Source organism: Isoptericola sp. NPDC057191 (genome assembly GCF_042670225.1).
Classification (GTDB): Bacteria; Actinomycetota; Actinomycetes; order Actinomycetales; family Cellulomonadaceae; genus Isoptericola.
Window position 1 is genome coordinate 13343 of sequence record NZ_JBHUWC010000002.1, and the last position, 22365, is coordinate 35707.

The window sequence follows — 22365 nt, forward strand, 5'->3', positions numbered from 1 at the left end:
ACCGGCCCGAGGACCGCGCGCCTCAGGCGGTGGCGTGGGCCGTCCGGGCCAGGTGCGCGTCCAGGACGACGAGGGCCCAGCCAGGGTCGGCGTCGGGGTCCTGCCGCACGACGTGCAGCGCCAGGCCGTCGACGAGCGCGTGCAGCTCGCGGACGGCGACGTCGGGGGCCGGCCCGCCGGCGAGGGCGGCGAGGGCACCCGCGCACACGTCGCGCACGGCGTCCTGCGCGGCGCGGTGGCCCTCGCGCAGCCCGGGGTCGGTCATGGCCGCGGTACCGAGGGCCAGGTAGACCTCCATCTCGGTACGACGTTCGGCGTCGAGCGGCAGCAGCTGCGCCAGCACGGCTCGCGGCCCGCCGGGGGCGGCGACGTCGACGGCGTCCACCCGCTCGCGCAGGCGCTCGACGACGAGGGAGACGGCGCGCTCGCGCACGCTGGCGACGGTCGGGAACGTGTAGCGCAGCGAGCTCTGGGGCAGCCCGGCCTCGGCGGCGACGTTCCGCACGGACAGGGCCTCGAGGCCGTCGCGCACGAGGACGCGCCACGCGGCCTGGGACACCTGGCGCCGGCGTTCGTCGCGGTCGAGTCTCTGGGGCACGAGCCCATGTTCGCACAGTCGTGCGAGATGTGATAGAAATTTGTTCGCACGCTCGTGCGAAAACAGCGGGGTGCCCGATCGAGAGGTTGTGAGAGCCGTGGACTGGCTGATCCTGATCCTGGCCGGCGTGATGGAGGCCGTGTGGGCCACCGCGCTCGCCACCTCCCACGGGTTCCGGCGCCCCGTGCCGACGGCGGTGTTCGTCGTCGGCCTGGCACTGAGCATGTGGGGCCTGGCGCACGCGATGCTCACCATCGAGGTGGGCACCGCGTACGCGGTGTGGGTGGGCATCGGCGCGGTCCTGACCGTGCTGGTCGCCATCGTGCGCGGCGACGAGCGACTGACCGTCGCGCGGGCGCTGCTGCTGGTCGGCCTCGTCGGGTCGGTCGTCGGACTCAAGGTGGTGAGCTGACATGAGCGCACGGAACGCGAACGGCGTGGCCTGGGGCGTCCTCCTGGCCAGCGCGGTGCTGGAGGCCGTGTGGGCCACCGCTCTGCACGCCAGCCACGGGTTCACCGTGGCGGGCCCGACGATCCTCTTCGTCGCGGCGCTGTCGCTGAGCATGGCCGGGCTCGGCCACGCGGCCCGGCACATCCCGATCGGCACCGCCTACGCCATCTGGACCGGCATCGGCGCGGCGCTCACGGTCACGTGGGCGATGGTCAGCGGCGCCGAGACGGCGTCGGCGCTCAAGGTCCTGTTCCTGGCCGGCATCATCGGCTGCGCCATCGGGCTCAAGCTGGTGGGCGACCCACCGCCGCGCCGCGCCACCGCGGGCCAGGCGGACTGACGGCGCGGTCGCAGGCCGTCAGACCTCGCGCCGGTGCACGACCTGCGCCGCGGCCTGGTCGCGCGGCATGAGCAGCACCTGGTCCACGTTCACGTGCGCGGGCCGCGTGGCGATCCACGCCACCGTCTCGGCGACGTCCTCGGCCGTGAGCGGCTGGACGCCGGCGTAGACGGCGTCGGCGCGCTCCTGGTCGCCCTTGAACCGGACCAGGGAGAAGTCGGTGTGCACCATGCCGGGGTCGATCTCGCTGATCCGCACCGGCTGGCCGAGCAGCTCCAGGCGCAGCACCCGGGTCAGCGCCGCCTCGGCGTGCTTCGCCGCGTTGTACCCGGCCCCGCCCTTGTAGGGCTCGCGGCCGGCGATGGAACCGATGGTGATGACCTGGCCGTCGCCGCTCTCGATCAGCTTCGGCAGGAGCGCCTTGGTGACCCGGACGGTGCCGAGCACGTTGATGTCGTACATGCGCTGCCAGTCGGCGAGGTCGGCGTCGGCCACCGACTCCGCCCCGAGCGCGCCGCCGGCGTTGTTGACGAGCAGGTCGCAACGACCCAGACGCTCGTCGACCGCGCGCGCGAAGGCCTCGACGGACGCGTCGTCCGTGACGTCGAGCGGGAGCGCGGTGCCCCCGGTCTCGGCGGCCACCTCCTCGAGCCGGTCCATGCGGCGCGCGCCCAGGACGACGTGGAACCCCGCTGCCGCGAGCGCGCGGGCGCTGGCCGCGCCGATCCCGCTGCTGGCTCCGGTGACGACGGCGACCGAACTGCTGATCATGGACCCTCCCGCAAGCGACGACTCTCGCTGTGATGCTAGCCGCCCGTCCCCGCGCCTTCGTTCGGCAGCGGTCGGGCGGCGACTCAGCCCTGGAAGGCCGACGGGTGCGGGCCGGTGCGGCCGTCGCGCTCGAGCCCGTCGACGGCGGCGAGCTCCGCGTCGGTGAGGTCGAAGCCGAAGACGTCGAGGTTCGCGGCGATCCGCTCGGGCGTCACGGACTTGGGGATGACGACGCGCCCCTGCTGCAGGTGCCAGCGCAGCACCACCTGCGCGGGCGTGACCCCGTGCGCGCGGGCGGCGTCGAGCACGGGCGCGTCGCCCAGGACGGCGCCCTGCGCCAGCGGGCTCCACGCCTCGGTGACGGCGCCGTGCCGGGCGTTCGCGGCCACGGTCTCGCGGTTCTGCAGCGCCGGGTGCAGCTCCACCTGGTTGACGACGGGCACGGCGCCGCCCAGCGCCGTGATGCGGTCGAGGTGCTCGGGCAGGAAGTTGGAGACACCGATCGAGCGTGCGAGGCCCGCGTCGCGCAGGTCCTCCAGGCCCTGCCAGGCGTCGAGGTAGGCGTCCGTGGCGGGGGCCGGCCAGTGGATCAGGTAGAGGTCCACGTGGTCAAGGCCGAGCCTGTCGAGGCTCCGCTCGAGGCCCTCGCGGGCGGCGGCCCGGCCCAGCCGGTCGACCCACAGCTTGGTGGTGACGAACAGCTCGTCGCGGGCGACGCCCGACTCGGCGAGCGCGCGGCCCACGCCGCGCTCGTTGCCGTACACGGCGGCGGTGTCGATGCTGCGGTAGCCGGACTCGAGCGCGGTGCTGACCGCAGCCGTGGTGTCGGCGTCGGGCACCTGGAAGACGCCGAAGCCCAGCTGGGGCATGGTGCGGCCGTCGGAGAGCGTGACGGAGGGGACGTGCGTGGTCATGAGGGTCCTTTCGGTGGTGCGAGGTCGAGGGGTCAGGCGGCGACGGCCGCGCGCTCGGGCTCGGGCTGGTGGGGCCGGGCGAGCTCGCCCCCGCGGGAGCGGACGGCGAGCAGCAGGACGCCGAGCCCGGCGAGGGTGACGGCGGCGCCGACCCAGAGGGGCGAGGTGTAGCCGGCGCCTGCGGCGAGGGCGAGGCCGGCCGCCCAGGCGCCGAAGGCGTTGCCGACGTTGAAGGCGGCGATGTTGGCGCCCGAGCCGAGGGTCGGCGCCGCGCCGGTGAAGCGCATGATGCGCGTCTGCAGCGCGGGCACGGTGGCGAAGCCGAAGCCGCCCATGAGGAGCAGCGACACGACCGTCGCGACCTTGCTCTGCGCGGTGAGCGCGAAGACCACGAGGACGACGGCGAGCACGGCGACGACGGCGACGAGCGTCCGGACGAGGTCGCGGTCGGCGGCGCGGCCGCCCAGCACGTTGCCGGCGAAGAGGCCGACGCCGAAGACGACGAGCAGCCACGGCACGGCGGCGCTGCTGAAGCCGCTGACCTCCGTGAGCGTGAAGGCGACGTAGCTGAACGCGCCGAACATGCCGCCGTAGCCGAGCACGGTGACGGCCATGGACAGCCACACCTGGCGGTCGCGGAAGATGCGGAACTCCGCCAGGACGGAGCCGGTGCTGCGGTGCGACGTCGCCGGCACGAGCACCGCGATGCCGATCAGGCCGAGCACGCCGATGACGGTGATGGCCCAGAAGGTCGCGCGCCAGCCGGCCGCCTGGCCCAGGAACGTGCCGAGCGGGACGCCCACCACGTTGGCGACGGTGAGCCCGGCGAACATGACGGAGACGGCGGCGGCGCGACGGTGCGCGGGCACCAGGTCGGCCGCGACGACCGCCCCGATGCCGAAGAACGCGCCGTGGCACAGGGCGGCGACGACCCGGCCAGCCAGCGTCATCCCGTAGGTGGGCGCGACGGCGGAGATCAGGTTGCCGGCGATGAACAGGACCATCAGGAGCATGAGTGCCCGCTTGCGGGGCACCCGGGAGAGCGCGGCGGTCAGGGCGATGCCGCCGACGGCGACGGAGAGGGCGTAACCGGAGATGAGGTAGCCCGCGACCGTCTCGGTGACGCCGAAGTCGGCGGCCACCTCCGGCAGCAGGCCCATGATGACGAACTCGGTGAGTCCGATGCCGAAGCCCCCGAGGGCGAGGGCGTACAGGGCGGCGGGCATCGTGGCCTCCAGGGTGGGGAACGAGAACGTTGCACGCGCAGTAGTTGCACACGCAACGTTTTAGATAGTTGCACACGCCTTCTATCGGCGCAAGGCGCTATGCTGGGGTCCGGGCAACGGGCCAGCACCTGGCCCCCGAGGAGGCCGACATGGGAATCGCCGACGACGCCGTCGAGATCCGCGCGCGCGGCTGGCGCACGCTCGCAGCGCTGCACGGGCTGATCGAGACCGACCTGGAGCGCGCGCTGCAGAAGGACCACCAGCTCTCCGTGGTGGAGTTCACCGTGCTCGACGCCCTGAGCCGCCAGGACGGCTGGCACATGCGGATGCAGCAGCTCGCCCGCGCCGCCGCGCTGTCCAGCAGCGCCACGACCCGGCTCGTGACCCGCCTGGAGGACCGCGGCCTGCTCACGCGCATCCTGTGCGCCGACGACCGCCGCGGCATCTACACCGAGCTCACTCCCGCCGGGCGCGACCTGCTGGACGCCGCGCGGCCGACGCACGACCGCGCCCTGGAGGACGCCCTCGCCCGCGCCGACGAGATCCCGGAGATCGCCCCGCTCGCCGCGTCCCTGCACGCCGGCGCGGTCGCGTAGCCGTCCCGGAACCCGAGCTTCGCGTCAGGCCAGAGGCGTCGCCGCGTCGAGGAAGCGGGTCAGGGCGGTGGCGAGCTCGTCGGGCGCCTCCTCGGCCATGTGGTGCCCGGAGTCGATGCCGTGGCCCTGGACGTCGTGCGCCCAGTCGTGCCAGATGAGGCGAGGGTCGCCGTACAGCTGCTCCAGGTCGTCGCGCAGCGACCAGAGGACGAGCACAGGCATCGTGAGCATGCGGCCCGCGGCGCGGTCGGCCCGCTCGTGGTCGGCGTCGACGGTCAGCCCGGCCCGGTAGTCCTCGAGCATCGCGCGCACGACGCGCGGGTCACGCACGGCCGCCCGCCACTCGTCGTGGTTCTCGCGGCCCATCACCTCGGGGTCACCGCGGTACCAGGCGTCCGGGTCGGCGTTGATCACCCGCTCGGGCGCCTCCGGCTGGGCGAAGAAGAACCAGTGCCACCACAGGGTCGCGAACCTCGCGTCGGCCCGGGCCAGGTGCTCGCTCACGGGGATGCAGTCCAGGCCGCCGAACGCGCTCACCCGGTCCGGGTGGTCGAAGGCCAGGCGCAGGGCGACGAGGCTGCCGCGGTCATGCCCGACGACGGCGAAACGGTCGTGGCCCAGCCGGTCCATGACCTGCACCATGTCGCGCGCGACCGCACGCTTCGAGTGCGCCGCGTGGTCGCGCGTGGGCTCCGGGCCGACGGACCGGCCGTATCCCCGCAGGTCGGCGCACACCACCGTGAAGCCGGCCTCCAGCAGCCGCGGCGCCACGCGGTGCCACGTCGCGGACGTGCGCGGGTGGCCGTGCAGCAGCAGCACCGGGCGGCGGCCGTCCCCGGCGTGCCGCACAAGGATGCGCGCGTCGGCCACGTCGACGAACTCTTCGGTGAACCCCTCGAACATGCGGGCATCGTGTCAGCGCTCCGGGATGCCCGCGCCTCGGGGCACCCCGGCCGTGGCGAGGAGGTCCTCGTGCAGCTCCATCCACACCCCGTGGACGGAGGCCGCCCCGACCCCCGCCACGCGCGCGCCGTCGCCGGAACGCGCGCCCGCGAGCGCGTCGTCGAGCCGTTCGTCGTACCCCGCGAACCGGTCGAGCTCGGCCGCGAGCCCGGCGAGCAGCGGCCGCGCGTCGTCGACCACGGCGGCGAGCCCGTCGAGCACGCGAGCGTCCCAGGCGGCGTCGCCGTGGTCGTTGACGTCGAGGCGCCCGTCCCCCGCCGGTCGGAGCTGCCAGTCGGTGCACGCCCGCAGCAGGCGGGCGTTGAGCGGGTCGAACGTCGGGAGCGCCGCCCGCACGACGGCCTCCGTGCGCCCCGACGGGTCCGCCGCCAGCTCGGCCGCGAGCCGCTGCTCGTCCTCGGCGCGACCCCGGGCGGTGAGCGACCAGGCACCCGTGCCGGCGAACTCCGACCAGGTCAGGCAGCCGAGCGCCTCCAGGTCGAGCAGGATCTCGCGCACGACGTCGAGGGCAAGCCCGGAGCGGGCGGCGACCGCGTCGTCGTCCGCGGCGCCCCGCACCCGGACGGCGTGGAGGACCAGGAGCTCGGGGTCGGACGGCCGGCTCATCCCGCCTCCCCGCCATCGTGCGTCCAGTGCGTACCGTCCGACCGCGCGACGAGCCGGTCGAGCCGCTGCTGCACGGCTTGCGGCGAGCCGAGCCCGAGCGCCCCCGCCATCCGGCCCCAGGTGTGCCCGGCGGCGCGCGCCGTGAAGAGCGCCGCGGTCTCGAGCTGCTCGGCCTCGGACCGCGCGGCGGGCACCAGCGCGAGGGCCGCGAGCGCCCCCGCGGCGTCCTCCTCCGCAGTGAGGCCACCGGCAGCCGAGCGCCACAGGTAGTGCCGGACGAGGTCCGTCGCCGACGGCGGCACCCCGGCCGGCTGCCACGGACGTCGGGCGAGCGCCTCCCCGCCGAGGTCGAGCAGCGTGCGCCGGGCCCGCGCCTCGACGTCGGCGGCGTCCTGGTCCGAGCCGGGGCGATGTCCGGAGTCCTCGGCGTGGGGCTTGCGTTCCATCCCGTGACCGTGCACCATCAACACACTGTTGTCAACACCGCGTTGACAACGCTCTGTTGATGTCGCCGGGCGGAGGTGTGGTGTGGAGACGGTCGTGTCGCTCGACGGCGCCACCGCGGCGCACGGAGGCAAGGCCGCCGCCCTCGGTGCACTGCGGCGGACCGGCCTCCCGGTGCCGGCGGGCTTCGTAGTGCCCGCCGGCGTCCCGGACCACGACCTGCCCGCCGCAGTCGCCGCCGGGCTGGACGACCTCGCCGGGCCCGGGGCCGAGAGAGCCGCCGTCGCGGTGCGGTCCTCGGCGACGGACGAGGACGGGCCGCGCGCGTCGGCGGCAGGACAGTACGAGACGGTGCTCGGCGTCGTCGGCCCGCGCGCCGTCGCGGCCGCGGTCGTGGCCTGTCGCGCGTCCGCGACGAGCGTGCGCGCCACCGCCTACCGCGGGGCGACGGCGGGCACGAGGACGGGCACCGCGGCCGGGGAGGGCGAGATCTCCGCTGTCGAGGTCGCGGTCCTCGTGCAGCGCCTGGTCGACGCCCGCGCCGCGGGTGTGCTGTTCACGGACGGCGGGCACACGGTGGTCGAGGGCTCGTGGGGACTGGGCGAGAGCGTCGTGCGCGGAGCGGTGGACCCCGACCGCTGGACGGTCGACGGCGGCGGCCTCCGGGACCGGCGCCCGGGGTCCAAGCGCACCCGCGTCGACCGCTCCCCCGGCGGGACCGCCGTGCGCGACGTCCCCGCGTCCCACCGCGACCGGCTCTGCCTCGACGACGCCACGGTGCTGCGCGTCGCAGCGCTGGGCGACCGCGCGGCCGCGCTGCTCGGCGGGCCGCAGGACGTGGAGTGGGCGGTGGACGACGACGGCGCCGTCTGGCTGCTGCAGGCCCGCCCCGTCACGGCCCCCCTGCCCGCTGGTTGTGGGCGGGCGTTTGGCCCCGTTCCAGGCCGAATCAAGGGCCAAATGCCCGCTCACAGCGACAGGGAGGCGGTGGTGCGGGGCGTCGGGGCGAGCGGTGGGCGCGCGACCGGGCCCGCGCGCGTGGTGCGCGGGCCGGAGGTCTTCGGCACGGTCCGCGCCGGCGACGTGCTCGTGTGCCGCGAGACGGACCCGGCGTGGACGCCCCTGTTCGGCGTCGTCTCCGCCGTCGTCACCGAGACGGGCGGGCTGCTGTCGCACGCCGCGATCGTCGCGCGCGAGCTGCGGCTCCCGGCGGTGCTCGGCGTGCCCGGCGCGACCGACGTCCTGCGCGACGGCGGGACGCTCGCCGTCGACGGCGACGTGGGCACGGTCACCGCGCACCCCGCCCGCTGAGCAGGGGCTGGGCACGCCATGGACGCGGACGCTCGCCCGTGGAAACATCCCGCCATGACCTCGCCGGCACCGGTGGCGCCTCCGCCCGCACCACCGAACCCGCCCCTGACGATCGAGCACGCCCTCGGCCCGTTCTCCGACGAGCGGCCCCGCGCCGCCTGGGGTCTGCGCCTGCTCGCCGTGCTGCTGGACTCCGCCGTCGTGGGGTCGGTCGTCTTTCTCGCCACCGGCAGCGACACGGGGCTGGCAGCTCTCCCCGGCCTGGGGGACAGCAGCGGCCCGTCCGACGACGCCGCCGCCGCGGCGTGGGCCGCGGGCACGTTGCTGCTGCTCGGCGCGCTCCAGGCGTACACGGGCATGACGCCGGGCAAGCGGGTCGCCGGCATCTCGGTGGTCGACGACCGGTCCGGCCGCCCGATCGGGCTGCCGGGCACGGCGCTGCGGTGGTTCGCGCACGTGCTCGACGCGATCCTCCTGATCGGCTACATCCGTGCCGCCTTCCACCGCGAGGGCCGCACGTTCGCCGACTCGCTGCTCGGTACCGTCGCCGTCCGCACCACTGCTCCCCCGCCGCACCCGCTCGTGGCTCGCCTGCGGGCCGCCCGCGACTCCCGCGCGCCGTGGCTGCGCTGGCCCCGGCGCGTGACCGGCGCCGTCGCCCTCGTCGTGTGCGCGGCGGCGACCGCCGCCAGCATCACGTCGACCAGCGGCGGGAGCCAGCAGATGTCCGAGCAGACGTCGTGCATCGGCACCGGGGACTTCGCGGCGACGGCCGTCCTCGCGAGCTCGCGCGACACCCGGTGGGTCTCCCGCCTCGGATTGACCCGCATCACCGAGCAGCGCTGGCAGGTCTCCGTGGCCTGGTCCACCGGCCTCGGCATCGATGCGGACGACAACCCCGACGTCGGCACCACCACGGCCGCCGTGGCGGTGACCTCGCCCAGGGGAGACGACGCCTATACCTCGGGTGGCCCGTTCGGCGGGGTCGTCGACGACGGCAGCACCGACGACGGCAGCACCGGCGACGTCGATGACCTCGGGCTGTCCGTCCCCGACGAGATCGCGTCCGCGACCGTCGCCGTGCCGCGGGACCCAGCCGGCTGGACCGCCCGCGCGGCGCTCATGGACGAGCACGGGTCAGTGCTGGCCGAGTGCTCGGTCCCCGTGCCGGCCATCGACGCGGACCCCCTCCCCGACCGCCTGTGACCGGGCGGCGCGACATCTCCGTCAAGACGACGACCACGCCGCTGCCTCGACCGGTCCGAGGGCTGCCCCAGGACGCGGAGCAGCCCGTTCGGCCGGACCACGTGGTCTCGCGCATCGGGGAGTCGCCACCCCTGCTGACCAGGCACGATGCTCGCGCATGGCCGGTCGTCGACTTCTGCTATCTTCAGCGCCACGAGGGCCACGAGGATCTCTTCGCCCAAGGAGAATGGATGAGATTCGGCAAGGCGCTGAGTGCCTCCGCTGCCACGGCTGGCCGCGTGAAAGCCGCATGACGAGGGGTCGGCGTGGCGCACGGCAGCATCTCTGGACGACGGTGGTCATGGTCGCCGCAGCCGGTGGGGTCTCGGCGTGCTCGGGTGGTGACGGCTCCGTCGCAGAATCGCCTCTGCAAGCCAGCGAGGTACAGGCGTCCCCCACGCCGACCTCCTTCGATCAGGTCGGGCCGGACGGGCTGATCGACGGCAAGACCCTGTCCCAGCTCAGCGGCGAGATCGCGTACGCCTGCATCACTGAACGAGGCTGGGCGCAGGTTCAGCTGACCGACGACGGCGAGATCAGCGGTCTGGTTCCGGAGGAGCAGCAGGACGCCTACAGCAAGGATCTCGACGCGTGCTGGGCCGAAGCCAACGCCCGGTACCCGTTCCCCGAGGTCACGGAGGACTCGCTGCGCGAGAGATACGCCCTCGAGGTCGAGACGCGTTCGTGCCTCATGGACGAGGGTTACACGATCGCCGAGCCACCGTCGGTGGACGTGTGGATCGATCAGATGAACCACCCGGACGGGGACGTGTGGCTGCCGTACGCCGAGCTCCAGTTCAGCAGCACCTTCGACAGCACGAAGCTCCCGGAACTGTACGAGAAGTGTCCGGATCCGGCGCAGAGGATCTATCTCCCGTGACGATCGTCCGGACGACGGCTGACGGGACCAGATCCACCGGTGCTGGTCAGCTGGACGAGGTCCTGACGGCCGACCGCCGTCGCCGGTGGCCTCTCGTCGTCGGCGCCGTCGCCTGCATGGCGGTCGCCGGGGCCGCCGGTTGGGCCGCGAGCCAGGTGCTCCAGGGTCCTGGCGCGGCGCCCCCGCAGGCGGCGTTCACGACGGTGGCGGTGACCTCGGGCGAGATCGGGGAGTCGATGACGCTCAACGCCGCAGCCCGTTGGGCCCCGCGCCCCACGGGGATCAACCGCGCCGCAGGCATCGTGACCTCGGTCGGCGTGCGGCCGGGCGACCGGGTCGCGCCGGGGGACGCTCTGTACGACGTCGACGAGAGGCCGGTGGTCGCGGCGAGCGGTCAGGTGCCGGCGTACCGGGACATGGCCGCTGGGACGAAGGGCGAGGACGTCGCGCAGCTGCAACGGCTGCTCGTGGGCCTCGGATACCTCCGCGTCGAGCCGAACGGAGAGTTCGGCAGCGTCACGTCCACCGCCGTGCGCGCGTGGCAACGCGACCTCGGGGTCGTCGCCGACGGCGTGGTCCGGGTCGGTGACGTGGTCTTCCTGCCTGAGAGCCTCCCGACTCGCCTGATGCTGGACGACGACGTGGTGCAGCGCGGGGCGCGGCTGAGCGGGGACGAAGCGGTGGTGAGCAGCCTGCCGAAGGCCCCGGCGTTCACGGTGCCGCTCGCCCCCGAGCAGGCCGACGCGGTGATCGACGGCACGGAGGTCCGCATCACCGGCCCGAAGGGTGACCCGTGGTCCGCGACCGTGGCGGGGCGCCACGAGGACACGACACAGGGCACCGTCGTCCTGGAGCTCCGCGGGGCCGACGGTGCGGCGATCTGCGCAGATCAGTGCGCCCAGATACCGGTGGCCGAAAGGTCGCTCCTGTCGGCGGAGATCATCACGGTGCCAACAGTCGGGGGCCTCGTGGTGCCGTCCGCGGCGCTGAAGACCGACGCCGACGGAGGGGTCGTCGTGGTCGACGCGCACGGGGCCGAGCACCCGGTGACCGTCGTCGCGTCCGCAAAGGGGATGGCCGTGATCGACGGCGTGGAGCCCGGCCTGCGCGTCCGAGCACCGGCAGAGGGCGGGGCATGACCGGCGTGCCCGCGCTGGCCTGCGAGGGCCTGGAGTTCGGCTACCGCCGGAGCGCACCGGTGCTCACCGGGTGGTCGCAGGAGTTCGCGGCGGGGCACGTCACCGCGCTGACCGGCCCGTCCGGGCGGGGCAAGTCCACGTTGCTCTACCTGCTCGGGCTGATGATGCGTCCGCGGGCCGGCCGCATCCTCCTCGACGGTCGGGACGTCACCAGGCTGCGCGACACGCAGCGCGCCGCGCTGCGGGCCCACCACTTCGGGTTCGTCTTCCAGGACGCGGCCCTCGACGCGACCCGCACGGTGCTCGACAACGTCCTGGAGACCACCCTCTACCGCCACGAAGGGCGACGGGAGAACGTCGCGGAAGCACAGGCGCTGATCGAACGCCTGGGCGTTCACGTCCCCGTCCACCGCAAGCCCGGGCAGGTCTCCGGCGGCCAGGCGCAACGCATCGCGCTGTGCAGGGCGCTCCTGCGCGAGCCGCGCGTCCTCCTCGCGGACGAACCGACCGGGAACCTGGACGCCGAGAGCGCGGCCGCCGTCGTCGCGGCCATGCGCGAGGTGGCCGACCGCGGCGGGAGCGTCGTCGTCGCCACCCACGACCCGGCCCTGGTCGACCGCTGCGACCGCGTGGTGCGACTGTGACGGGCGGGACGGCGATGCGGGCGCGCCGCGCGGGAGCCGTCCTGCGCGAGTCGGCCGAGATGGCGCGCTCGAGCCCGGTCATGTCCATCATGACGATCCTCGCCGTCGCCGCCATGTGCGCGGCGGTGCTGCTCACCCAGGGGCGCGCCGTCGGCGCCCGGGAGGCTGTCGCCGACACCCTCGACTCCGCGGGGTCGAGGACCATCGTCGTCTATGCCGATCCCCGCGCCGGCGTGACGACCGACGTCATCGGGCGGATCGCGCCCATCGACCAGGTCGCGTGGTTCGGGGTGTTCGGCCAAGCGGCCGACGTCACCGCGACCGCCGTCCCCGGCGGGCTCAAGGTGCCGGCTCGCGCGGTCTACCGCACGTCCGACGCTCCCTCCGGTCATGACGGCGAGGGTCACGACGGCGAGCTCGGGGTCCCCCCGACGACGCCCCTGCCCGGCCAGGATGCCTATGCCTCGGCACAGGCGATGGACCGGCTCGGCCTCGTCGCGGGGTTCGGTTCCGTGTCCGCCGTCGACGGGGGGTCCCTCGGCGTGGTCGGCACGCTCGACACCCCCGCGCAGCTGGCGTTCATGGAGCCCCTGATCCTCGTCCCGACGGCGGCGACAGGCGACGAGCCCGTCGGCGCCGTCGTCCTGGTCGCCAAGACGGCACAGGACGTCCCGGTATTGGCCGACACCGTCGTCTCCGTGCTCGGGGTGCGGGACCCGGAGTCGATCACCGTGACGACCAGCCGGCAGCTCGCCGAGCTGCAGGCCATCGTCGGCGACACGCTGGGGACGTTCGGCTCCACCCTGGTGGTAGGCGTCCTGGTGCTGACCGCCCTGCTGGTCGGCAGCCTGCTCTTCGGGCTGGTGATGATGCGGCGCAAGGACTTCGGCCGACGGCGGGCGCTCGGCGCGTCGCAACCGCTGCTCGTCGCCCTGCTCCTGGTCCAGGTCGCGATCCTCGCCGCCATGGGCGCCGTCGTCGGGACCACCGCGGCGGGTGCGGTCCTCATCGTGTCCCAGGACCCCGTCGCTCCCCCGCGCTTCGTCCTCGCCGTCGCACTGCTCGCCGTCGTGACGGCAGTCGTCGGCGGCATCGCCCCCGCCGTCGCGGCCGCCCGTCGCGACCCGCTCCACGAGATGCGGGTGCCCTGACCGCAGTCGGGCGCACCGTGCGTCAGGGGCGGAACGTCGTCTGACCGTGCGGCGACTTGGCGAACGCGAGCACCTTGTCGGGGACGACGCGGTAGACCAGGGCGCGCTGGCCGTGGGGGTCGAACGCCTCGTCGTCGTTCTCGAAGTCCCAGGCGTCGCCGTACTTGGCGCGGAACGCGTGGGCGAGCCGGCGCAGCTCGGGACCGCCGGTCGCGCGGACGGCGTCGCCCTCGACGACGACGTCCAGCCCGGCGTCCCAGGTGTCCGAGCCGATGGTGACCGCCACGTGCGGTCCGTGGGCGAGGTTGCGGGCCTTCTGCTCCTCGGGCCCGGTGCAGAACACGAAAGCCGCCGTCGACCCACACGCCGACCAGCGGCGTGACGTGCGGGCGACCGTCCGCCCGCACCGTCGTCAGGCGGTAAGACGTCGCGGCCGTCAGCGCGTCGTCGACCTCCTGCCACGGCGTCGGTGCGGTGGCCTCGCTGAAACGGGCGTCGAGCCTTCCGGTGAGTGTCATGGCGGGCAGACCCGCCGGAGCGACGAAACTCGTCGCCCCGGCGAGCCTGTGCGCCGGTGCCACCCGCTCAGAGGCTGTGGGCGGAGATGTCGCCCATCGCGGTGGTGGCGCGGATCTGCAGCGTGACGGCGCCGCCGGTGCTGGCGAGCGCGTTGCGCACCCGGCCGAGGGCGGTGCCGGAGTCGAGCGACGCCGTCACCCCGGCGGCGACGCCCACGGTGATGCCGCCGAGCTGCGTGTCCAGCTCGAGCGTGCCCGCGGTGGCCTCGTCGACGCGCAGGTCGCCCTTCGCGGTGCGCAGCGTCGAGGAGTCCGTGAGCCGGCCGACGGTGATGTCCCCCGCCTGGGTGGTGAGGCGGGCCGTGGCGGCCTCGTCGACCTTGATGTCGCCGTGCGCGTTCTCGACGACGACGTCGCCGAGGCGGCCGACGACGCGCACCTCGGCGCTGGCGACCTCGGCCTGGAGCCGGGACCCGGAGGGCACCTGCACGGTCACGTCGACGAAGCCGGTGCTGCCGAGGGCACGGTGCTCCGCAGGCGTGGTGACGCGCACGACTCCGTCGGCGAAGTCGACGGTCGTGCGCTCGGCGGCCTCGACGTCCCGGCGCTTCGCAGGGTTGGCGGGCCGCACGTCGACGGTGGTGTCCTGGCGGTCCGCCGCGACGACGGTGAGCCGGCCGGCCGGAAGGTGGACGACGGCGGTGGCGGTGGCGGTGGTGGTCTGGAAGGTCTGCATCGTGCTCAGCTCCTGTGGTGATCCGTGCGGTCGCTTTCTGACTTGCGAAACGCTACGTTGCGTTCGCCATCTCGGCAAGAGTGTTTGTTGCACGAGAGATATGTTTACGCAGGTCATATGCCCTTTATCGTTGCATCCGTCGTGAAGAGTAACGCAACCTCGAGCGCGCTATTCGTTGCATCCAACCCAGGATGAACGTAACGTGGGTGCCCCACGACCCAGGAGGACCGCCATGCCGGGAGGCCGGCTCACCGCCCAGGAGCGTCAGCAGATCGCCGCCGGCCTCGCCGACGACCTCGCCTACGCCGAGATCGCCCGACGCATCGACCGGCCGACGTCGACGGTCACGCGCGAGGTGCTGCGCCACGGCGGCCCCGGCGCCTACCGCGCCGACCTGGCCCACCGCACGGCGCAGCAGGCGGCGCACCGCCGTCGTCCCGCCGCGCGCGGCACCCGCACCACGAGTGCGGCGGGCCAGGACGACGCGGCGCTGCGCGCGTACGAGGAGAGCTTCACGACCCTGCTCATGCAGTCCGGCCTGCCCCGCACGGCGGCGGGCGTGCTCACCCTGCTGTACGTCGCGGACTCCGGCAGCCTGACCGCGGCCGAGCTCGTCGAGCGGCTCCAGGTCAGCCCGGCGTCGGTCTCCAAGGCGATCTCCCTCCTGGAGAACCTCGGCCTCGTCCGGCGCGAGCGTGCCGAGGGGCGCCGGGAGCGCTACGCCGCCGACGGCGACGCCTGGTACCAGTCGATGATCGCGGCGGCGCGCTCCAACGCCCAGCTCGCCGAGGCCGCCCGCGCGGGCGTCGGCGTCCTCGGTCGCGACACGCCTGCGGGCGCGCGCCTCGAGAACATGGCCCGGTTCATGGACTTCGTCGGGGAGAGCATCAGCCGTGCCGCCGAGCAGGCCCGCGAGCTCCTGCACACCCCGGCAGAGCGGTAGGCGGACGGCGTCAGCGCCTCTCGACCCAGCGGTCCACGGCCCACAGCACCGCGAGCGCGAGCCCCGGGACGACACCGTCGGCGACGTCGAGCGTGTAGGTGTCACGCACGGTGACCCACTTCTGGGTGATCACGGCGACGGGCACACCGCCCGAGGTGACGGTGTACTCCTTCTCGACGAAGTTCCCCTGCAGCTCCCACGCCGGCCCGTCGGGCACCGTGAGCGTCATCCGCGACCGCACGGGCGAGAACAGCTTGCCGTGCAGCGAGGCGACCTCGGTGCCCGCCGCGTCCGTGATCGTCATGTGCTTCGGGACGTTGAGCACCCGGCCGGCGACGCGGTAGAGGATGGTGCCCGCGGCGTCGAGCACGTCGGCCCGCTCACGCGGCCCCACCTTGCCGTCGACGACGAAGACGTCGCTGCCGGCGAGGTCGGTGACGCGGAAGTCGCGGCCGACGCTCAGCGCCTTCGCCTTCACGACGTAGCGGGTCCAGCCTGGTGACGGCGGAGGGAGAGCCATGGACCCAGCATGCCGAGCCTCCCGCGGCCGTGCCATCGGGTCTGCCTTGCGGGCATGCCCGCACGCATCGAGCCTGGTGGTGTCCCTGGTGGCACCCCGCCGCCGCGCCTGAGGAGGTCGCCGTGCCCGACACCGAAGATCCGCGCACCGAGCCCGCGCCTGACGACCCCCGCAAGCCGGACTCCCCGAAGGACCTGAAGAAGCCGTCGTGGCGACTGGCGTCCAAGGGGGCCGTCCGGGAGTTCATGGACGACCAGTGCACCGACCTGGCCGCCGCGCTGACCTACTACGCCGTCCTGGCCGCGGCCCCCGCCCTGCTGGCGCTGGTGTCGTTGCTCGGCTTCGTCGGCGACCCCGAGAAGGCGATCAACTCGATCCTGACGACCGTGAGCGACTTCCTGCCCGAGGAGACGCTCGCGATCGTCAAGCCGCTCGTCGAGAACCTGGTGAACTCCACCGGCGCCGGACTGGCCCTGGTGGTCGGCCTCGTCATCGCGCTGTGGTCCGCCTCCGGGTACGTGACGGCGTTCGGACGTGCGATGAACCGCGTGTACGAGGTCGAGGAGGGACGCCCGATCTGGAAGCTGCGGCCGCTGCTGCTGCTGGTGACGCTCGTCGTGGTCGTCCTGGCGGCGATCATCGTGGCGTCGCTGGTGCTGTCCGGGCCGGTCGCCCGGTCGATCGGGGACGCGGTCGGCCTCGGGGACGCCGCCCTGACCGCGTGGAACATCGCCAAGTGGCCCGTCGCGCTCCTGCTCGTCATCGTCGTCGTCGCCCTGCTCTACCACCTCACCCCCAACGTGAAGCAGCCCAAGTTCCGCTGGATCAGCGTCGGCGCCGTGGTGGCGATCGTCGTCTGGTTGATCGCGTCGGCGGCGTTCGCCTTCTACGTGGCGAACTTCGGGAGCTATGGCTCGTACGGGATGCTCGGGACCGTCATCGTGTTCCTGCTGTGGCTGTGGATCACGAACCTCGCCCTCCTCTTCGGCGCCGAGCTGGACGCCGAGCTGGAGCGCAGCCGCGAGCTGCAGGGCGGGATCGCCGCGGAGGAGGCCATCCAGCTGCCGCCGCGCGACACCCGCGCCAGCGACAAGAAGGCCGCCAAGCGCGCCGACGCCGTCGCGGAGGCCCGTGCGGTCCGGGAGTCCGCCGCCCGCGACGGGCGCGGCGACTGACCGCGGCCCACCGTCACCGCGGGCCCCGGCCTGAACGGGCGGGGTCCGGGAGGTCGGGGTCGACAGGGACGCGGGCGTCGACGAGGCGCGCGCCAGTGAGTGCGCAGGCGAGGCCGCGACGGTCACGGGTCGCGGCGACGCCGACGAGCGCCGCGAGGGCGACGACGTTCTGCAGCGTGCCGGCCCACGCGTTCGACGCGTCGCCGGGCGGCACGGCCTCCACGACCCCGAGCGCGCCGTACAGGCCGAGCAGCAGGTACCCGCGGGCCACCCGGTGCGGCAGCGAGCCGCGGCGCAGGCCGCCCGCGCCGTCCGGCCAGCGCGGCTCGAGCCACACCGCCCGCTGCCCGAGCGACGCCCCCGTCCCGACCCACGGCGGCACGAAGAAGACCAGCACGGCCGGCACCACCGTGCCGAGCAGCACGTCGGGCCAGGTGGTGGCCGAGGGCAGCTCGTGGCCGGTCGCCACGACCCCCGCGCGGTACGCCAGCTGCAGCGCGGCGCCCAGCGCGAACGCCGCCAGCAGGTCCGTGAGCATCCCGAGGAGACGGCGCCAGAACGTCACCGGGCGAGGCTCCAGGCGTGCCGCGGAGAGCGCGCGCGACTGCGGCATCCAGCGCAGCACGACCGGCGCCACGAGGGCGCCGACCAGCCCGCCGAGGGTGTTGGCGAGGACGTCGTCGACGTCCGCGACGCGGTACGAGCACGGGATGAGCCCGAAGATGCCCGTGTACTGCACGGTCTCGATCCCGACCGACGCGACCAGCGCGCTCACGGTGGACACCACGACGCCCCAGCCGAGGTAGCGGCGCGCCAGCACACCCCACGGCACGAAGAGCAGCACGTTGAACGCCACCTGCAGCACCGCCACGCTGCGCAGCGTGGCCAGCAGGCCGAGCCCGGCCGTGTCCCGGCGGACGTCGTCGAGCGAGTGCAACGGCGTCAGCTCCGCCCCGGCGACACCGTGCGCGGCGCACCACTGCACGAGGTCGCCCGACGGCAACGGCAGCATCGTGTACGCGAGCAGCGTCACGACGTACACCGCGAGCGCCGCCGCCCCCAGCACGCGCCGCGCGTCGAGCCGCCCGTACCGGCGCTGCTGCACCAGGAGCACGGGGACCAGCACCGCGAGGAACGCGACCACCCCGAAGCCGATGCCGATCATCGCCGGCCATGCCCACCGATCCACCACGCGGCCGACCGTAGCGGCGCCGTCCCCCTCCCGCCGGTCGGACGGCGGAGATCACACCGGAGCCGCCCGGGGACGGGAGGTCACGGCTGCGTCAGGGCGCGGAGGTCGTCGAGGGTGCCGTCAAAGACGTTCATGTCGATGTACTGCTCGTCACCGGCGTAGCCCGGCAGGGTGTCGTGGTCGGAGTACTGCCAGAACTCCCAGTCGCGCCGCGGCACGTCGGGGCTGGTGGCGACGGAGCGGATCCACAGCGGGTAGCGGTCGTACGCGCCGCCCAGGTACTCCGACCGGATCTGCTCCGTCGTGTAGATGATCGGCGGGACGCCGTAGTGGTCCTCGAGGGCGTCGAGCATCGGGTCGAGGATGCCCCGCAGCTTCGAGACCTCGGGCGGGTGGCTGGCGAAGTCGCCGTAGTACTCGACGTCGACGACGGGCGGGAGCGTGCCGCTCTCGGCGGGGACGACGTCGATCATGTGGGCCGCCTGGTCGGCGCCCGTGCTCTCGAAGCTGAGGAAGTGGTACGCGCCGACGAGCAGGTCGGTGTCACGGGCGGCGGCCCAGCTCGCCGCGAACCGCTCGTCCTCGTGGCTGGAGCCCTCGGTGGCCTTGATGAACGCGAAGTCGATGTCCTGGCCCGCGAGCGTGGGCCAGTCGATCTCGCCCTGGTAGGCGGAGACGTCCACGCCGCGGACGGCGAACTTCGCGGCCGTCACCCGGTTGGGCCACAGCACCCCCGCCCACACCAGGACGGCGAGGACCGCGAGCACCAGGACGACCGCCCCGGCAGCGATCCCCACGGCACGCCAGGGCCTTCGGCGGGGCGTTGCGCTGTCGTTCACCCTCTGATCCTGCCGGACGACGGTGCCTGCGGTCTCCCTCGCGCGTACCGTGGAGGGATGACGGCCGAGACCGTGGGTCCCTCGAACGGGCCCGACCCGCGAGAGCGCTACCGGCACCTCGACGCGCCCGCAGCACCTGACGAGCTCCGCGCCTCGCTCGATGTCAGCCCCGTCCCGGACCAGAAGGACGACGAGCTGCGCGAGGCGGAGTGGCTGCTGCGGACGGTCGGAGCGGGCTGAGCGGGCTCACAGCACGGCGTCCAGCATGACGAGGGCGGCCTCGTGCCGCTGCCGTGCATACGTCCGGAGCACGTCGTCCACCGTGTGCGGGTCGTGGACGGGAGCGCCGAGCGGGTACGTCGAGGCGAGCGTGTAGGCGCAGCCCACCGCCACGACCGACGCGAGGTCGGCCGGACGCACGGCAGGGTAGGCCGTCTCGTAGGCGTCGAGGAGTGCCGACAGCCCGTGCTGCCATCCAGGGGTGGTGACGACGGTGCGGGGGTCGCAGGCGATCCGGGCGATCTCCCAGGCGAGGTACCCGGCCGAGGGCGGCTGGAAGTCGATCACCGCCGCCACGGCATCCCCGCGCACCAGGACGTTCGGTGCCGCCAGGTCGCCGTGCAGGGTCTGGACCGTCAATGGCGGCAACGCGTCGAGCAACCCTCCGACGTGCGGCAGCAGCGCCCGCCTCTCGACCAGGGCGTCGTGCGCCCACGCACCGAAGTCGTCGGTGACGCCGCTCCGGCGGTACTCCTCGACGAGCCGGTCATACCGGGCCCTGGCGGCCGGGAGGTCGACCAGCGCGGACGCCGGGATCGTCGTCGGTGGTCCGGCCGGGTGGGTCGCCAGGTGCCGGTGCAGCTGGCCGACCGTCGTCCCGACGGCGCGCCACAGGTCACCCCGGAGCCCGCCCTCCGCGGTGGATGCCTCCTCGACGAGCTCCCAGACCGAGACGCTCAGCCCGTACCCCTGCCCGACCACGCCCCCGGAGGCGTCCCGGTACACGCGGGGCACCGGCGTCCCCCCTGCCCCGGCGAACTCGGTGAGCTCGATCGCGGCCACCGCGGCCGACACCTCCCCGGGTGTGCGGTACGACTTCACGAAGCGGCGCGCGCCGTCCGACGTGGTCACGACGACGTTGTCGGTCGCCGTGCCCGCGGGGACCCGCTCCACGCCGTGCACCTGCACGCCGAACGCGTCCCGGAGCAGGGCCGTGAGGGGCCCGGCGGCGGGCGACGGTGCGGCATCCACCTGGCCACCCTCTCACCGCGTGCTCGCCCTGGGACCGGTGCCTCGGCACACCGTCCGGGAACAACTCCACCCCGTGGCACGTTATGTCAGCGGATTCACGGCACCGAACGAGGAGCACCGTTGCGACGCATCGCCCGAAAGGTCGAGATCGAGCACGAGCCGGGGAAGTTCACCCGCTACCTCCGGCACGACAACGGCGAGGGGTACGTCTCGCCGCACGCCACCGTCCACCCCGACGCGACCATCAGGCCCGGCGCGTACGTCGAGGCGGGGGCCCGCGTGGGCGCGCACGCCCAGGTGGGCCGGTTCAGCTGGGTCGACGTGGACGCGGTCGTCGGCCGCGGCGCCCACGTGGACGAGAACGTGCACGTCGGCGTCCGCGGCGTCGTCGGCGACGGGTCACGGGTCGGCGCCGGGAGCCGGCTCGGCACCGACAGCCGCGTGCCCGCCGGCACCGTGGTGCCGCCCGACGCGATCGTGCCCGACGGCGAGACCGCGCACGGCACGCGCCGTCGCAAGGACTTCGGCACCGCGGCCTGACCGCACCGCCACCCAGCCTCACGCACCGTCAGCCCGCCACCTGCGCGGACGCTCCGCGCGACGCGCGCTCGGCGGCCGTGCGCGGGATGATGCTCGGGACCGACCCGAGGAGAGCCGTGCCGGACCCCGTCCCCGAGACCGCCCACGCACCCGGCGAGCGCGTGCTGCGCCTGGGCCGGATCGGATGGGCCGTCGTCGGCATCGCCGCCGCCGCGGTCGTCGTCTACGCCACCGTGTCCGCCATCAGCGGGCTGGCCGTGCCGCTCGTCGTCGCGGCCGTCCTCGGCCTGCTGCTCCATCCCCTCGTGGACCGGCTCGAGCGCCTCGGGCTGCGCCGCGGCCTCGGGTCGCTCGCCGTCCTCGTCGCGCTGGGCGGCGTCCTCGCGCTCGCCGTCGGCGTGACGGCCGACGGCATCTCCGACCAGTCCGCCGAGATCGCCGACCGGCTCGCCAGCGGGCTCGCCACCCTCCAGGAGCAGCTCGCCGGCACGACGTGGGACCTGTCCGGGGTCGATCTGCAGGACACGTCGGGCGCTCTGGCAGGCGGCGTCGCCAGCCTGTTCGGCAGCGTGTTCTCCAGCGCGGCCGCGTTCGTCGTCGGCACGTTCATCGCCGTGTTCTTCCTCTTCTACGTCATGGCCGACTGGCCCCGCATCGAGGAGTTCGCGGCGCGGCACTCGTCCGTCGGCGGCACCTCCGGCCGCGTCGTCGTCGACGAGGCCACCACGACGCTGCGCCGCTACTTCGGTGCGCTGACGACGTCGAGCCTCGTCACGGCCGCGCTCATCGCGCTCGCCGCGGTCCTGCTCGACGTGCCGCTCGCCTTCTCCATCGCGCTCGTCACCTTCGTGACGTCGTACATCCCCTACCTGGGCGCGATCTTCTCCGGCGCGTTCGCCGTCCTCATCGCGCTCGGTTCGCAAGGCCCCACGCAGGCCCTCATCCTGCTCGGCGTGATCCTTCTGGTGCAGAACGTGGTGCAGACGCTGATGCTCACCAAGCTGTCCTCCGACCGGCTGCGCCTGCACCCCATCGTCAACCTCGGCTCGACGATCGTCGGTGCCGTCCTGGCCGGCCTGCTGGGCGCGATGCTCTCCGCGCCCGTGACCGTCATCGTGCGCGACGTCCTCGGGCACGCAGGCAGCCAGGCCGACCGCGACACCGAACACCCCGAGCCGCAGCCACGGCCTGAAGGTCGCCGCTCGCGCTGACGCACCGAAGGCGCCGGCCCCGCGAGTGCGGGACGGGCGCCGTCAGTGACTACCTCGGCATTCTCCGAACTACCTCGGCACGTTCAGAACTACCTCGGCAGGTTCAGAACTACCTCGGCATCCTCCGAACTACCTCGGCAGGTTTGGTGCTACCTCAGCAG

General features: G+C 73.9%; 27 protein-coding genes. 14 read left to right on the forward strand and 13 right to left on the reverse strand.

Translation table 11 applies throughout. The features are described 5' to 3' along the window. Positions 1 to 22 precede the first annotated feature (22 nt). Positions 23 to 598 carry a TetR/AcrR family transcriptional regulator gene (locus tag ACFT55_RS00625; protein ID WP_380240394.1) on the reverse strand — a complete coding sequence of 192 codons (576 nt, stop codon included), beginning with the start codon at positions 596 to 598 and terminating at the stop codon, positions 23 to 25. A gap of 97 nt (positions 599 to 695) precedes the next feature. Here ACFT55_RS00625 and ACFT55_RS00630 point away from each other — a divergent pair, with 97 nt between their 5' ends. Together ACFT55_RS00630 and ACFT55_RS00635 are read left to right on the forward strand one after the other, a co-directional pair. Beyond that, positions 696 to 1010, forward strand: coding sequence for a DMT family transporter (locus ACFT55_RS00630; protein ID WP_380240396.1), 315 nt, complete (start codon positions 696 to 698; stop codon positions 1008 to 1010). 1 nt (position 1011) lies between these two features. Further along, positions 1012 to 1389: a DMT family transporter gene (locus tag ACFT55_RS00635; RefSeq protein WP_380240398.1), complete on the forward strand. Its 378-nt coding sequence runs from the start codon at positions 1012 to 1014 to the stop codon at positions 1387 to 1389. Between the two features lie 18 nt (positions 1390 to 1407). Here the strand turns inward: ACFT55_RS00635 and ACFT55_RS00640 are convergent, their stop codons facing one another. From ACFT55_RS00640 to ACFT55_RS00650, 3 genes are all read right to left on the reverse strand, one after another. Continuing rightward, positions 1408 to 2160, reverse strand: coding sequence for an SDR family NAD(P)-dependent oxidoreductase (locus tag ACFT55_RS00640; RefSeq protein ID WP_380240400.1), 753 nt, complete (start codon positions 2158 to 2160; stop codon positions 1408 to 1410). An 83-nt stretch (positions 2161 to 2243) separates the two neighbouring features. Beyond that, positions 2244 to 3074, reverse strand: coding sequence for an aldo/keto reductase (locus ACFT55_RS00645; protein WP_380240402.1), 831 nt, complete (start codon positions 3072 to 3074; stop codon positions 2244 to 2246). 32 nt (positions 3075 to 3106) lie between these two features. Then, positions 3107 to 4300, reverse strand: a complete 1194-nt coding sequence (locus ACFT55_RS00650; RefSeq protein ID WP_380240404.1) for an MFS transporter — start codon at positions 4298 to 4300, stop codon at positions 3107 to 3109. Positions 4301 to 4449: 149 nt separating this feature from the next. Here ACFT55_RS00650 and ACFT55_RS00655 point away from each other — a divergent pair, with 149 nt between their 5' ends. After that, entirely contained in the window at positions 4450 to 4896 is a 447-nt protein-coding gene (locus ACFT55_RS00655) for a MarR family winged helix-turn-helix transcriptional regulator (RefSeq protein WP_380240406.1), read from the forward strand. Positions 4897 to 4920: 24 nt separating this feature from the next. On the opposite strand, the gene ACFT55_RS00660 is transcribed toward ACFT55_RS00655, so the two are convergent. Genes ACFT55_RS00660 through ACFT55_RS00670 form a run of 3 tightly spaced genes read right to left on the reverse strand, consistent with a single transcriptional unit; the run spans position 4921 to position 6911 of the window. After that, a complete protein-coding gene (locus tag ACFT55_RS00660; RefSeq protein WP_380240408.1) occupies positions 4921 to 5799 on the reverse strand; it encodes an alpha/beta fold hydrolase in 879 nt (292 codons plus the stop codon). 12 nt (positions 5800 to 5811) lie between these two features. After that, positions 5812 to 6465, reverse strand: a complete 654-nt coding sequence (locus tag ACFT55_RS00665) for a transcriptional regulator (protein WP_380240410.1) — start codon at positions 6463 to 6465, stop codon at positions 5812 to 5814. Then, positions 6462 to 6911 (reverse strand): DNA-binding protein, encoded by a 450-nt coding sequence (locus ACFT55_RS00670; RefSeq protein ID WP_380240412.1) that lies wholly within the window; start codon positions 6909 to 6911, stop codon positions 6462 to 6464. The genes ACFT55_RS00665 and ACFT55_RS00670 overlap by 4 nt, the downstream gene beginning before the upstream one ends. A gap of 82 nt (positions 6912 to 6993) precedes the next feature. Here ACFT55_RS00670 and ACFT55_RS00675 point away from each other — a divergent pair, with 82 nt between their 5' ends. From ACFT55_RS00675 to ACFT55_RS00700, 6 genes are all read left to right on the forward strand, one after another. Next, positions 6994 to 8220, forward strand: a complete 1227-nt coding sequence (locus ACFT55_RS00675) for a PEP/pyruvate-binding domain-containing protein (RefSeq protein WP_380240414.1) — start codon at positions 6994 to 6996, stop codon at positions 8218 to 8220. Positions 8221 to 8274: 54 nt separating this feature from the next. Then, entirely contained in the window at positions 8275 to 9426 is a 1152-nt protein-coding gene (locus ACFT55_RS00680; protein WP_380240416.1) for an RDD family protein, read from the forward strand. A 340-nt stretch (positions 9427 to 9766) separates the two neighbouring features. Then, positions 9767 to 10345 (forward strand): hypothetical protein, encoded by a 579-nt coding sequence (locus tag ACFT55_RS00685; RefSeq protein ID WP_380240418.1) that lies wholly within the window; start codon positions 9767 to 9769, stop codon positions 10343 to 10345. Then, a complete protein-coding gene (locus ACFT55_RS00690) occupies positions 10342 to 11484 on the forward strand; it encodes a peptidoglycan-binding protein (protein ID WP_380240420.1) in 1143 nt (380 codons plus the stop codon). The genes ACFT55_RS00685 and ACFT55_RS00690 overlap by 4 nt, the downstream gene beginning before the upstream one ends. Then, positions 11481 to 12128 carry an ABC transporter ATP-binding protein gene (locus tag ACFT55_RS00695; protein WP_380240422.1) on the forward strand — a complete coding sequence of 216 codons (648 nt, stop codon included), beginning with the start codon at positions 11481 to 11483 and terminating at the stop codon, positions 12126 to 12128. The genes ACFT55_RS00690 and ACFT55_RS00695 overlap by 4 nt, the downstream gene beginning before the upstream one ends. Continuing rightward, a complete protein-coding gene (locus ACFT55_RS00700) occupies positions 12125 to 13279 on the forward strand; it encodes an FtsX-like permease family protein (RefSeq protein WP_380240424.1) in 1155 nt (384 codons plus the stop codon). Before ACFT55_RS00695 ends, ACFT55_RS00700 begins: the two co-directional genes overlap by 4 nt. A gap of 22 nt (positions 13280 to 13301) precedes the next feature. Here the strand turns inward: ACFT55_RS00700 and ACFT55_RS00705 are convergent, their stop codons facing one another. Together ACFT55_RS00705 and ACFT55_RS00710 are read right to left on the reverse strand one after the other, a co-directional pair. Then, a complete protein-coding gene (locus tag ACFT55_RS00705) occupies positions 13302 to 13622 on the reverse strand; it encodes a hypothetical protein (RefSeq protein ID WP_380240426.1) in 321 nt (106 codons plus the stop codon). A gap of 242 nt (positions 13623 to 13864) precedes the next feature. Continuing rightward, the gene (locus ACFT55_RS00710; protein ID WP_380240428.1) at positions 13865 to 14533 is read right to left on the reverse strand and encodes a DUF4097 family beta strand repeat-containing protein; all 669 of its coding nucleotides are present in this window, start codon (positions 14531 to 14533) and stop codon (positions 13865 to 13867) included. Between the two features lie 232 nt (positions 14534 to 14765). On the opposite strand from ACFT55_RS00710, the gene ACFT55_RS00715 reads away from it, so the two are divergent. Continuing rightward, the gene (locus tag ACFT55_RS00715) at positions 14766 to 15476 is read left to right on the forward strand and encodes a MarR family transcriptional regulator (protein ID WP_380240430.1); all 711 of its coding nucleotides are present in this window, start codon (positions 14766 to 14768) and stop codon (positions 15474 to 15476) included. A gap of 10 nt (positions 15477 to 15486) precedes the next feature. Here ACFT55_RS00715 and ACFT55_RS00720 read toward each other — a convergent pair whose 3' ends face one another. Then, positions 15487 to 15996, reverse strand: coding sequence for an LURP-one-related/scramblase family protein (locus ACFT55_RS00720; RefSeq protein ID WP_380240432.1), 510 nt, complete (start codon positions 15994 to 15996; stop codon positions 15487 to 15489). A gap of 122 nt (positions 15997 to 16118) precedes the next feature. Here ACFT55_RS00720 and ACFT55_RS00725 point away from each other — a divergent pair, with 122 nt between their 5' ends. Then, on the forward strand, positions 16119 to 17171 hold the full coding sequence (locus ACFT55_RS00725) for a YihY/virulence factor BrkB family protein (protein WP_380240434.1): 1053 nt from the start codon (positions 16119 to 16121) through the stop codon (positions 17169 to 17171). A 13-nt stretch (positions 17172 to 17184) separates the two neighbouring features. Here the strand turns inward: ACFT55_RS00725 and ACFT55_RS00730 are convergent, their stop codons facing one another. Both ACFT55_RS00730 and ACFT55_RS00735 read right to left on the reverse strand, forming a co-directional pair. Beyond that, positions 17185 to 18363 (reverse strand): VanZ family protein, encoded by a 1179-nt coding sequence (locus tag ACFT55_RS00730; RefSeq protein ID WP_380240436.1) that lies wholly within the window; start codon positions 18361 to 18363, stop codon positions 17185 to 17187. Positions 18364 to 18443: 80 nt separating this feature from the next. After that, on the reverse strand, positions 18444 to 19202 hold the full coding sequence (locus ACFT55_RS00735; protein ID WP_380240438.1) for a GH25 family lysozyme: 759 nt from the start codon (positions 19200 to 19202) through the stop codon (positions 18444 to 18446). A gap of 57 nt (positions 19203 to 19259) precedes the next feature. On the opposite strand from ACFT55_RS00735, the gene ACFT55_RS00740 reads away from it, so the two are divergent. Continuing rightward, positions 19260 to 19442 (forward strand): hypothetical protein, encoded by a 183-nt coding sequence (locus ACFT55_RS00740; protein WP_380240441.1) that lies wholly within the window; start codon positions 19260 to 19262, stop codon positions 19440 to 19442. Between the two features lie 6 nt (positions 19443 to 19448). On the opposite strand, the gene ACFT55_RS00745 is transcribed toward ACFT55_RS00740, so the two are convergent. Continuing rightward, entirely contained in the window at positions 19449 to 20453 is a 1005-nt protein-coding gene (locus ACFT55_RS00745) for a phosphotransferase enzyme family protein (protein WP_380240444.1), read from the reverse strand. Positions 20454 to 20573: 120 nt separating this feature from the next. Between ACFT55_RS00745 and ACFT55_RS00750 the strand changes: the two genes are divergently transcribed. Together ACFT55_RS00750 and ACFT55_RS00755 are read left to right on the forward strand one after the other, a co-directional pair. Then, entirely contained in the window at positions 20574 to 20993 is a 420-nt protein-coding gene (locus ACFT55_RS00750) for a transferase (protein WP_380240446.1), read from the forward strand. A gap of 116 nt (positions 20994 to 21109) precedes the next feature. Next, complete coding sequence (locus tag ACFT55_RS00755; RefSeq protein WP_380240448.1) at positions 21110 to 22204, forward strand: AI-2E family transporter; 1095 nt, start codon at positions 21110 to 21112, stop codon at positions 22202 to 22204. Positions 22205 to 22365: the final 161 nt, after the last annotated feature.

What these genes read in the sequence shown, in the direction of transcription:
- ACFT55_RS00640 (WP_380240400.1), bottom strand. Translation starts at nt 2,160, where the DNA reads ATGATCAGCAGTTCGGTCGCCGTCGTCACCGGAGCCAGCAGCGGGATC.
- ACFT55_RS00685 (WP_380240418.1), top strand. Translation starts at nt 9,767, where the DNA reads ATGGTCGCCGCAGCCGGTGGGGTCTCGGCGTGCTCGGGTGGTGACGGC.
- ACFT55_RS00655 (WP_380240406.1), top strand. Translation starts at nt 4,450, where the DNA reads ATGGGAATCGCCGACGACGCCGTCGAGATCCGCGCGCGCGGCTGGCGC.
- ACFT55_RS00710 (WP_380240428.1), bottom strand. Translation starts at nt 14,533, where the DNA reads ATGCAGACCTTCCAGACCACCACCGCCACCGCCACCGCCGTCGTCCAC.
- ACFT55_RS00635 (WP_380240398.1), top strand. Translation starts at nt 1,012, where the DNA reads ATGAGCGCACGGAACGCGAACGGCGTGGCCTGGGGCGTCCTCCTGGCC.
- ACFT55_RS00740 (WP_380240441.1), top strand. Translation starts at nt 19,260, where the DNA reads ATGACGGCCGAGACCGTGGGTCCCTCGAACGGGCCCGACCCGCGAGAG.
- ACFT55_RS00680 (WP_380240416.1), top strand. Translation starts at nt 8,275, where the DNA reads ATGACCTCGCCGGCACCGGTGGCGCCTCCGCCCGCACCACCGAACCCG.
- ACFT55_RS00645 (WP_380240402.1), bottom strand. Translation starts at nt 3,074, where the DNA reads ATGACCACGCACGTCCCCTCCGTCACGCTCTCCGACGGCCGCACCATG.
- ACFT55_RS00670 (WP_380240412.1), bottom strand. Translation starts at nt 6,911, where the DNA reads ATGGAACGCAAGCCCCACGCCGAGGACTCCGGACATCGCCCCGGCTCG.
- ACFT55_RS00660 (WP_380240408.1), bottom strand. Translation starts at nt 5,799, where the DNA reads ATGTTCGAGGGGTTCACCGAAGAGTTCGTCGACGTGGCCGACGCGCGC.
- ACFT55_RS00695 (WP_380240422.1), top strand. Translation starts at nt 11,481, where the DNA reads ATGACCGGCGTGCCCGCGCTGGCCTGCGAGGGCCTGGAGTTCGGCTAC.
- ACFT55_RS00665 (WP_380240410.1), bottom strand. Translation starts at nt 6,465, where the DNA reads ATGAGCCGGCCGTCCGACCCCGAGCTCCTGGTCCTCCACGCCGTCCGG.
- ACFT55_RS00715 (WP_380240430.1), top strand. Translation starts at nt 14,766, where the DNA reads ATGCCGGGAGGCCGGCTCACCGCCCAGGAGCGTCAGCAGATCGCCGCC.
- ACFT55_RS00650 (WP_380240404.1), bottom strand. Translation starts at nt 4,300, where the DNA reads ATGCCCGCCGCCCTGTACGCCCTCGCCCTCGGGGGCTTCGGCATCGGA.
- ACFT55_RS00720 (WP_380240432.1), bottom strand. Translation starts at nt 15,996, where the DNA reads ATGGCTCTCCCTCCGCCGTCACCAGGCTGGACCCGCTACGTCGTGAAG.